The sequence below is a fragment of the Limosilactobacillus vaginalis DSM 5837 = ATCC 49540 genome (assembly GCF_000159435.1).
Lineage (GTDB): Bacteria > Bacillota > Bacilli > Lactobacillales > Lactobacillaceae > Limosilactobacillus > Limosilactobacillus vaginalis.
This window is the reverse complement of sequence record NZ_GG693414.1, coordinates 1-9,844: the sequence shown is the minus strand read 5'-3', so window position 1 is coordinate 9,844 and position 9,844 is coordinate 1. Positions and strand designations below refer to the sequence as shown.

Sequence of the window (9,844 nt, the reverse complement as noted above, 5' to 3'; positions counted from 1 at the left end):
AGCTACCACCTGATTCACGGGCAGCAATCCATGCCTTAGCGGCAGCATCGTTACCGGATACGCTTGATGTGTAGTTACTGTAACTTGCAGCATTGCTTGCTGAAGTTGTTGCAGTTGCGGTTTGTGCCTGAGTACTTGCTGAAGCAGTTTGTTGTGATTGTGCTTGGCTTTGACTAGCAGCACTAGTTGAGGCAGCTGCGGAACTAGTTTGGTTAGCAGTATTAGCTGATGGTAAGGTTTCAACTTGTTGTTGAGTAGCAGGTGCAACTTCACCGTCATCCTTGATTACTAACTTTTGACCAACGTAAATCAAGTTCTTGTTAGCAATGTTATTGTTTGAAGCTAACGTATCAACGAAAGTTAAATCATGACCTAACTTATATGAAATTCCTGATAAGGTGTCACCGCTTTGCACCGTGTAAATTGAGTCGGCGTTAGCGGTTGTGGTAGTTGCGATAGTACCTAAGGCAACGACCCCGGCTACAGCAGCTGTAACTTTAGCGATGTTCTTCGATAACTTATTCATATAAATGAAATACCTTCCTTTTCTCAAATATTGTTTCAAATTTCTAATTATTAATTTAGGTTGTTGATGAACCTCATCAACGGTTTCTAATATACACGATCAAAATTACATGGTAGTTACTACAGATTATCAATTTCAGTCTTTTCCGTAATCTGATGTAACAAAGCAATTATTTTCACTTCTGAGAAGCATTAATAAAGCCCGGTAGCAAGCGATCCAGCTATCTTTTCTCATCAATTCATTTATAAAATATATTTTGTAATAAAGGAAAATAAAAAAGTCTAAATTAGGGATTTCTGACCCTTAATTTAGACTTTTTATCGCTATTCAGTGTGTTTCTGTAACTGTTTTGTAACTAAGAAAGACGCGCTAACCATGAATTAGCCGGCAATTGCGCCTTAAAGAAGTCACCAGGAGCATTAAAATGAGATGTCTCTTTTTGATCATTAACTACTGTCTTTTCATTACTAGCAATAACACGGTGTTGATGAAGCTCCAATGGTTCGTCATCCACAGTGGCTAGTTTTCCCCACTTCAACTGAGCATTAGGAGCCACCCATCCCCACTCATTTACTTGGGCACTAGTGTTTTCACCGTAGCCATCAACCTGAGTAACCACCTCTTGCTGGCAGTCAGCCTCAACCATAGAAGCTAGCTGGACATTCCAATGGGCATCAGAACCATCAAGAAAACTATAAAAGCTACTATATCCTTGTTGATTCTCTGGAATAACCCCTTCAACCTCAAGCTTCGATCCACGTGCTTGATAAGAGTGAACTGCTTGGCGAACTAGGTCACCATGATAGTGATTATTCTGGCAGAACTTTACCTGAGCTCCCGTCCCCATCAAAATTTCAGTAGCAGCAAATAACGGACTTTGCGTCTTGTAATCACTCTCTTCAATGACCGTTACCTGAGCACCAGCACCAACAATAATTAGGTTATGCGGATTATTGCTCCTCGTAACTAGCCCAACTTTTAACGGTTTCTCTAATTTTGTTTCATCTGGAACATAAATAAATTGACCAGTATCCATTAATGCCAAGTGAAGTGCATTCAACTGGTTGTCCTGCCAGCGAACTGCTTTCTCCATCAAGTTTTCCTGTAATAATTCAGGATACTTTTGGACAGCCATGTTGATTGGCAGTGCAACAAAATCGTCCCCGTCATGATTCAGCAGTGAAGATTCATCATTGGTTACAAGCTCTGGTTCCTGCCACTTTGCTAACCATGCCTGCTGCTGATTGGCTAACGGGAACCGTTTTTGCAGCATTATTGCTAGTGAACGCTTCTTTTGTAGCCAGTCTGGTTGTCCCTGACTAGCCTTTTGAACAGTCTTCAATAATTCTTCATTCATTAATCTCACCTGTTAATGGACTAATTTATCCCAAATAACTACTTTGCCACTAGCAAATGACTTAGGGACATCAATAATTCGTTGATTGGAACTGCCCCGGAATTGTAAAGTCAGATCCTTTTTTGCCAACAAGAACCGGCCATCAACCAGAATATCAATATTATGAAGCATTTCCAATTTATCATCAGAATCCTTCAATAGTTCTTCCCAGGTATATCCAGACCATGACCAAATATCTTTAGTATGGCCGAATTCCTTTCGTAGCCGATGAATCAACTTTAAACAAACCTGAGTGTTTAAAAACGGTTCGCCACCAAGAAGAGTAAGTCCCTGAACATAGCTCTGCGAGAGATCTTCCATTATTTGATCTTCAAGTTCCTGGGTATAAGGCTGACCATAGTGGAAGTTTTGTGCCGCCTTATTGTAGCAACCCGGACAATTAAATAAACAGCCACTAACATAAACACTGCAACGAACCCCTTCACCATCAACAAAGTTAAACGGCTTATAGTCCGCTACGTATTGAAGTGAATGGTCCTTTGCTAGCCACTCCTTTGGTTGTGGATTTTTTGGTAATCTTTGTGGTCTCTTTTCTCCCATTTTTTCCCCTCTTAAATTTGATCACCGTTAATTGCAGCCCGGCTTTCCTTGCAGTCAAATTGACGGTTTTGTTCAAATTGAGCAGCCGACTTAATCATTGAAGAACTCATATGCTTTACCCGGTGGATAATTTCTTCATGTCGACCATGAACCATTGGCCGCTGCTGTGGATTTCCTAAGTAACCACAAGTCCGCTTAACAACATCACACGTTGCCGGATCATGGTTCCCACATTGCGGACACTTAAAGCCACGTGCAGTTGCCTCAAATTCACCTTTAAAGCCACACTTAAAGCATTGGTCAATCGCGGTATTTGTTCCCAAGTAACCAACATGATCATATGCCCAGTCCCAAACAGCTTCGAGTGCCTTCGGATTTTGCCGCAGATTTGGATATTCGCAATAGTGAATGAAGCCACCCGCAGCTTGGTATGGAAATGCTTCTTCAAATTCTAGTTTTTCAAATGGTGTCGGGTGCTTTCGTACATCATAGTGGAAACTATTAGTGTAATATTCCTTATCAGTAACATCTTCAATCCGGCCAAACTTTTTAAGGTCATCTTGGCAGAAAGTATCAGTTAATGATTCAGCAGGAGTTGAGTAAAGACTGTAGTGGTAACCTTCTTCGCTTTCCCACTTAGCACAAAGTTCATGCATCGCCTTAGCAATCGAAACTGCAAAATCATGGGCTTCCTTATTGTGTTCCCAATTTGAACCATAAAAAGTGGTGCAGACTTCATACAATCCAATGTATCCCAAAGAAATAGTTGCTCGACTATTCTTAAAGACTTCATCAACACTATCAGTCCGCTTTAGCCGCTTGCCAAACGCACCATACATGTAAAGCAACGGTGCATTTTCGGGCTTAGCCTGCTTTGTCCGCGCAATTCGGTACTTCAAAGCAGTATGACAAATATTCATCTTTTCTTGGAAAATTTGCCAAAAGAGTTCCTTATCGCCTTGAGCTTCAAGGGCAATCCGCGGTAAGTTAACCGTTACAACCCCAAGATTCATTCGACCAGAATTAACCTCTTTACCTGTTTCAGGGTCTTTCCATCCCTGCAAGAACGAACGACATCCCATTGGCGTCTTAAAACTGCCAGTGATTTCTTTAATTTTGTCGTACATCAATAGATCTGGGTACATCCGCTTAGTTGAACATTCAAGTGCCAGTTGCTTAATATCATAATTTGGATCACCAGGTTGTAAGTTCAATCCGCGCTTCAATGTAAAAATCAATTTAGGGAAGATTGCTGTCCGGTGTTCCTTCCCTAATCCCTTAATCCGGATCTTCAGAATTGCTTTTTGAATTTCCCGGCTAATCCAACTGGTCCCTAGGCCAAAGTTGATTGTGGTAAATGGTGTTTGCCCCTGGCTTGAGTAAAGAGTATTGATCTCATATTCCAGAGCCTGCATTGCATCATAAATATCCTTCTTTGTCTTCGCACGAGCAAATTCTTCCCGCTTTTCAGGGGCAATCCATTGTTCAGCATCCTTCATATGCTTTTGGTAGTTTAGCTTTGCATATGGTTCCAATAATTGGTCAATCCGGTTAGCGGAACAACCACCGTACTGTAATGAAGCTACGTTTGCAATAATTTGGGACATCTGAGCAGTTGCCGTTTGAATTGAACGTGGTGAAGAAACCCAAGCATTCCCGATCTTGAAGCCATTCTTAAACATTTCATCAAAGTCGATCAAGCAACAATTAGTTTCGGGTGTTACTGGGGAATAGTCCAAATCATGCCAGTGAATATCGCCACGTAAATGAGCCTTAGCTACTAAATCAGGTAACATTCTCAATCCCAAAGCACGGCTAACGACCCCTGCTTCCAGATCCCGTTGCGTATTAAAAACGTGGCTATCCTTATTTGCGTTTTCGTGGACAACCCGCGAATTACGGTCAAATAATTGACTAAGCTTGTATTGCGGATCAGTTGCTTCCGCAAAGTTTTCCTCGTCTTGACGGCGATAGTTAACATATTTTTGGGCCAGAATATTTTGATCTGCTTTCTTTAGCCCCGAAATAAATGCTTGTGCAATTTCAATAGTAGAAACTGTTTTCTTTCCCATAAAGGAGAGAAGTGCTTGGTAAACAGCAGCTTTCGTTTTACTGTCAGCATTTAGTTCCTTTAACACTAAGTCAATCTTATAGCCGTAAAAGGGTGTCTCAGTGCCATCACGCTTTACAACCTTTACATCGGTTAGATTTTGTAAACTTGTATCATTCATTAACTCTATTTTCATTTCTGCAGACCCCTCTTTTATTGTTTAACGATTGCTATCTTACTATTGAATAAATTGAAGAGAAAGGTTGACTTCCTCAACACAATATGTAGGGGGTGATATATTATATCTACTATTTATTGTGATTTTTGCTAAATTGAGACAATCTAATTAAGAATGATAAAGTACAAGGTCTTGCCTTATTAACTTTCTTCCGGATTTTGTATTGAAAATCCGTCTTTTTTCTCTTCTTCATATTATCAATAGATAAATCATCTAACTAAAAATTTATTAATCTAGATACATGAAAAATGATTCATATATAACTGATTACTTCAATAAAATTCAGTGGAGAGGTCTAAATTTTTGATTATTTTGTATTATTTTTTATTCCAATTCCCCTATTAACCCGTGAATCATAAGTTAATTTAACATACGCAGACATAATAATTGGCAATACGGTTACCAAAATCATCAAGCCAAGAATCACGGCAATTGCAACCTGAATTAAGGTTATGACTCCAGATGGGATTAGGGCAGCAAAGGTTCCACTCAAAATAATAATTGCTGACATCACAACAGTACCGATAACGGTTGCAGCTTGTAGAATATGCTTAACCTGATTTCCAGGATCCACTAGTTCTTCATCTCGATAACGCATCATCAGGAAAATGCTGTAATCGACTCCTAACGCGACAAGCATAATAAAGGTGAAAAAGGGTGCATTCCACGTTAACATGCGTTCATGAAAAAAGTGCTGTGCAATAAGGGCTGTTAAATTAATGGCAGTATAGTAGGTTCCAACCAGAGTAGCAATAATCACCATTGGTTGAAGAACTGACCGCGTAAAGAATAGCAAGGCAATCCCAATACCAATAATCATGATCATAGCAGTCCGTGTGAAGTCGCCCTGAGATAAGGTCTCAAGATCAAGATTTTGTGACGTTTGGCCTCCAATCGCCACTTTGGCCTTGCTTAATGATGTCGCTTTTATCTGTGCTTTAACATCTTTTTCAAGCTGCTTAACTGTTTTGGCAGCAGTATGACTATTAGGATCAGCTTTTAAAACTACTGATAATTGTGTTAATTGACGGTCTTTATTCATATAAATATTGTAGGAAGTCACGAGATCACTATTATTAAGTTCATTTCGAGGAATGTTTAACTGATTACCTGCTGGTGAGTTTTTCAATTCACTAAGGTATGATTGCACTTCACTAATTCCATTTTGAACTTTATCTAATCCGCTAACTGCCTGATTTAAGCCGGCTTCTAGCTGATTTAACTGGCTAGACATCGCTTGTAGTTGGTGATTTAGTTGTTGAACTCCGCCGTTAACTTGATTAATACCACCGTTTAACTGTTGACCACCACTAGTTAATTGATTGCCAGCTGTTTTTAGCTGATTTCCAGTATGAGTCAGTTCACTACTCCCATTAGTTAGTTGGTTAATTCCTTGACTTAACGTTGGGACTTGCTGATTAATTGTGGTTAATGCACCAGCTAGTTGACTTGTTCCCTGGTTTAATTGACTGGCCATTGCAAAATAAGATCCAGTGGAATGGCTATTCATCAGTGACGATAGTTGTTGGATCTGCTGGTTAGCTTCTGTTACCGATTGATTCAACTTCTGACTAGCAGAAGTCACCTGATTAATACCGCTTGCAAATGGGTTAATCCCCACTTGCAATTGACCGATTCCGCTCGCTAGTTGATTAGTCCCTGCAAGATACTGATTTGTTCCTGCAACGTATTGATTTAAACCAGTGTTAAATTGACCACTAGCATCTGCTAATCTCTGACTTCCATCTGCTAATTGTTGGACTTGTGCAAGTTGTTCCTTAATGTTAGCACTAGCCAGTTGATTACTAGCATTCTGCAAGCCATTCTTGATCGTTGTTAAACCAGTCTGTGATTGTTGTAGGCCAGTCAAAACAGTTTTCAATTGATTTTTGACATAAAGCTGGTTAAGCGGTCTCCCGGTGGGTTGGGTAACCGACATTACCGACTTCACCCCTGAATTTTTCTTAACAGCATTGGTAATCTGATCAATTGCTGCCAAATCCTGCTGGTTGTTTAAGGGATGGTTTAATTTAATGTTAATTGTGGTTGGTGATATTTTCCCTTTTGAGAAATCACGTTGGGCAATCAAGTATCCCTTCTTAATTGGATTACTATTCGGCACCTCATCAGCTGAATTAAAGTTTAATTGTTGCGGGGCATTCACAATTGTTATCCCTGCAATCACCCTAAAAATCACAATATAAATCAGCGGCTGTTTCAATCCCCGTTGTGATAGGAACCGCCAAACTTGACTTGACTGCTGAACCTTAAAATTATGTGACGGCCAAAATAGTTTTCTTCCTAACACAGCCATAAAGAAGTAGTTTAGGGTTAGTAATACTGCTAACAGAACTAAAACACCAACCGAACAACTAACTGCTGACCGATAGAACGAAAATTTGGCAAAACTTAACGCAGCAAAGCCAATAAAGACTGATAATCCGCTGTATAGGATTGTTCGGCCAGCTGACGCTTTGACAACGTTAATTGCTTGATATTGATTGCTGTTTGCAAGCTCTTCTTTGAACTTATCGTACAGCAAAATATTATAATCAGTACCAATTCCAAACAGAATGATCACTAAAAAGACCTGTGTAAAGTCAGAAATGGGAAAATTAAAATACTTAGCAAGGTTCATCACTAAACTTAGGGAAATAATCATCGTAATTCCCACATTTAGTAACGAAACTAGGGGAATGATTAACGAACGAAAAACCAGCACTAATACAATAAAAATAAAGATAATGGTAATAACCGCAGTCTTCTTTATTCCCTCTTCAGTCGTATTAGAAAATTCATCTGCTAATAAGGTGTCACTAGTAACATATGTCTGTAACCCTTCTACTTTTAAAAGTCGCTTGATCTGTTGTGCCTGGTGATCAAAGTTAGCTGTTTTCTCAACATCAACATTAACCAACTCGGTTTACCGTTTGCGAGAAATAACCTGTTTAGCAACTTCTTTACCATTTAATGTACTGGTAATTTTTGTGACCTGATAATTCTTCTTTTGACGGGCTAACTGCTTAACCCGATTATTGATCTTTCGCTGATCCTCCTGATTTAGCTTGCTCTTATTATGATAAACAATTACAACCGAACTAGAATTTTTTCCTGTCTGCATCTGTTTATTCAGCTTATACGCCTGAAAGCTTTCACTAGTTACCGGTAAAGTCACCTGACCTTTTTGGCGAATCAATGCTGAAATGTCGGGTAACGTAACTACTGATACTACAGTTAGAAATAACCAGATAATAATTGTCGCAACATAATTTCTACGTATCCAATTCATTTATTTTGCTCCTCTTTTAATTTTTTGAACAGCTGTTGATTAATTGACATACGTATAATATATTATGGCTAGTAATTTAAACAATGGTTAATCTATAGGATAGTGTCAAATTTTGAATATTTTAACCAAGCTTGTCGATAAAAAAAGAAAATGGAGAGAATAAAATGACTGATCGTCGTGTAAATAGAACCAAACGTCAAATAAAGAAAGCTTTAATTAATCTACTTAGCAAAAAAGCTCTTTCTCGCATTACTGTTTCAGAAATCACCGAGCTAGCAGATATTGGTCGGGGAACTTTTTATACGCATTATCAAGATATCTATGACCTTTATCATTCATTAATTAATGAATTAGCTAAGGATCTTTTGGACATTTTTAGTAGATATTATTCACAGGCAACTAAAGACAATAATTTTATTCCATTATTCCAGGCCCTTTCAGACTATATCTCAACGCAGCAAGACATACTTACCATGCTTGCTAGTAAGCAAAACAGTGAATTAACAATCAGCTATCTTCAAGATCGCTTCAAGCACGAACTAGTTAATTATGATAATTCAAATGGATTGGAACAAATTATCGGTAATATTTACGGAGTTGCGGGAATTTTTGGGATCTTTATTGACTGGCTGCAAGGTAAAATAAAAGCCTCACCAGAAGAATTAGGTGAAGCTATCGGTAAATTTGCGAATAAATATTGGGTTATGGATTAACTTTATTTTTATCTTTTTACCGTGTAATTTTGTATGTTTACGTTATGCTCACGTGCTTAACTAGGCATAAAGACATTAAGTAAAAAAAGTAGGTTGAAGCTAAATATATCAAGCTTCAACCTACTTCATTGTTTGCTAACTAATATTAATTATCCGTCTAAAGTATGCCTCCGGTGGGGGTCGAACCCACACTCCCTCAACGGGAACTGGATTTTGAGTCCAGCGCGTCTGCCAATTCCGCCACAGAGGCAAAATATTAATATTAGCTAACAACTAAAAGGTGGTAATCGGATTTGAACCGATGATAAAGGTTTTGCAGACCTCTGCCTTACCACTTGGCTATACCACCAAATAGTTAACGTTAAAAGTGATAAACCCTTTTAACAAAGGGCGGTATGTGGGATTCGAACCCACGCGTGCCGGACCCACAAACCGGTGTGTTAACCAAACTTCACCAATACCGCCAAAAAATTCATAAAAGCAGGGATAGTAGGAATCGAACCCACAATGACGGTTTTGGAGACCGTAGTTATACCGTTTAACTATATCCCTATAAAGTGGGGGAGAGTGGATTCGAACCACCGAACCCGAAGGAACGGTTTTACAGACCGTCGCGTTTAACCAGACTTCGCTACTCCCCCATAAATGGCGCGGGACGGAATCGAACCGCCGACACACGGAGCTTCAATCCGTTGCTCTACCAACTGAGCTACCGAGCCATTGCGATAATATGGGTTTTATTAAATTACCAAACACAACTTTCGTTGTGAATGGAGGATACAGGGCTCGAACCTGTGACCTCCTGCTTGTAAGGCAGATGCTCTCCCAACTGAGCTAATCCTCCATAAAGAGTGACCCGTGCGGGATTTGAACCCACGATACCAGCGTGAAAGGCTGGTGTCTTAACCACTTGACTAACGGGTCATAACAACGGAGAGTAAGGGATTCGAACCCTTGATACAGGCTTTAACCCGTATACAGCATTTCCAATGCTGCTCCTTCGGCCAACTCGGACAACTCTCCAAAATCCGAGCCCTGGCAACGAACCAGGTGCCAAAGCTCAATCAAATC

The 9,844-nt window shown here is 39.5% G+C and carries 7 protein-coding genes and 9 tRNA genes; 1 reads left to right on the top strand and 15 read right to left on the bottom strand.

Going from position 1 to position 9,844, the window contains the following annotated elements; genetic code table 11:
• From HMPREF0549_RS05170 to HMPREF0549_RS09515, 6 genes are all read right to left on the bottom strand, one after another.
• The coding region (locus HMPREF0549_RS05170; protein WP_003717208.1) for a LysM peptidoglycan-binding domain-containing protein at positions 1-526 on the bottom strand (526 nt) is incomplete at its 3' end.
• Between the two features lie 355 nt (positions 527-881).
• A complete protein-coding gene (locus tag HMPREF0549_RS09360) occupies positions 882-1,883 on the bottom strand; it encodes a SufD family Fe-S cluster assembly protein (protein WP_003717207.1) in 1,002 nt (333 codons plus the stop codon).
• Between the two features lie 12 nt (positions 1,884-1,895).
• Positions 1,896-2,483 (bottom strand): anaerobic ribonucleoside-triphosphate reductase activating protein, encoded by a 588-nt coding sequence (nrdG, locus tag HMPREF0549_RS05160; RefSeq protein WP_003717206.1) that lies wholly within the window; start codon positions 2,481-2,483, stop codon positions 1,896-1,898.
• An 11-nt stretch (positions 2,484-2,494) separates the two neighbouring features.
• Complete coding sequence (gene nrdD / locus HMPREF0549_RS05155) at positions 2,495-4,729, bottom strand: anaerobic ribonucleoside-triphosphate reductase (RefSeq protein WP_003717205.1); 2,235 nt, start codon at positions 4,727-4,729, stop codon at positions 2,495-2,497.
• A 349-nt stretch (positions 4,730-5,078) separates the two neighbouring features.
• Positions 5,079-7,688: an MMPL family transporter gene (locus HMPREF0549_RS05150; RefSeq protein WP_003717204.1), complete on the bottom strand. Its 2,610-nt coding sequence runs from the start codon at positions 7,686-7,688 to the stop codon at positions 5,079-5,081.
• Between the two features lie 6 nt (positions 7,689-7,694).
• A complete protein-coding gene (locus tag HMPREF0549_RS09515; protein WP_003717203.1) occupies positions 7,695-8,060 on the bottom strand; it encodes a hypothetical protein in 366 nt (121 codons plus the stop codon).
• Positions 8,061-8,224: 164 nt separating this feature from the next.
• Between HMPREF0549_RS09515 and HMPREF0549_RS05145 the strand changes: the two genes are divergently transcribed.
• Positions 8,225-8,773 carry a TetR/AcrR family transcriptional regulator gene (locus tag HMPREF0549_RS05145; RefSeq protein ID WP_040531337.1) on the top strand — a complete coding sequence of 183 codons (549 nt, stop codon included), beginning with the start codon at positions 8,225-8,227 and terminating at the stop codon, positions 8,771-8,773.
• A 165-nt stretch (positions 8,774-8,938) separates the two neighbouring features.
• On the opposite strand, the gene HMPREF0549_RS05140 is transcribed toward HMPREF0549_RS05145, so the two are convergent.
• From HMPREF0549_RS05140 to HMPREF0549_RS05100, 9 genes are all read right to left on the bottom strand, one after another.
• Positions 8,939-9,023, bottom strand: a tRNA-Leu gene (locus HMPREF0549_RS05140).
• A 28-nt stretch (positions 9,024-9,051) separates the two neighbouring features.
• Positions 9,052-9,122 (bottom strand) — tRNA-Cys (locus tag HMPREF0549_RS05135).
• Between the two features lie 40 nt (positions 9,123-9,162).
• A tRNA-His gene (locus HMPREF0549_RS05130) sits at positions 9,163-9,237 on the bottom strand.
• Positions 9,238-9,254: 17 nt separating this feature from the next.
• A tRNA-Trp gene (locus HMPREF0549_RS05125) sits at positions 9,255-9,325 on the bottom strand.
• Positions 9,326-9,331: 6 nt separating this feature from the next.
• A tRNA-Tyr gene (locus tag HMPREF0549_RS05120) sits at positions 9,332-9,414 on the bottom strand.
• Between the two features lie 5 nt (positions 9,415-9,419).
• Positions 9,420-9,492, bottom strand: a tRNA-Phe gene (locus HMPREF0549_RS05115).
• Between the two features lie 52 nt (positions 9,493-9,544).
• Positions 9,545-9,617: transfer RNA gene (locus HMPREF0549_RS05110), tRNA-Val, on the bottom strand.
• A gap of 8 nt (positions 9,618-9,625) precedes the next feature.
• Positions 9,626-9,697, bottom strand: a tRNA-Glu gene (locus tag HMPREF0549_RS05105).
• Between the two features lie 7 nt (positions 9,698-9,704).
• A tRNA-Ser gene (locus tag HMPREF0549_RS05100) sits at positions 9,705-9,796 on the bottom strand.
• Between the last annotated feature and the right edge of the window lie 48 nt (positions 9,797-9,844).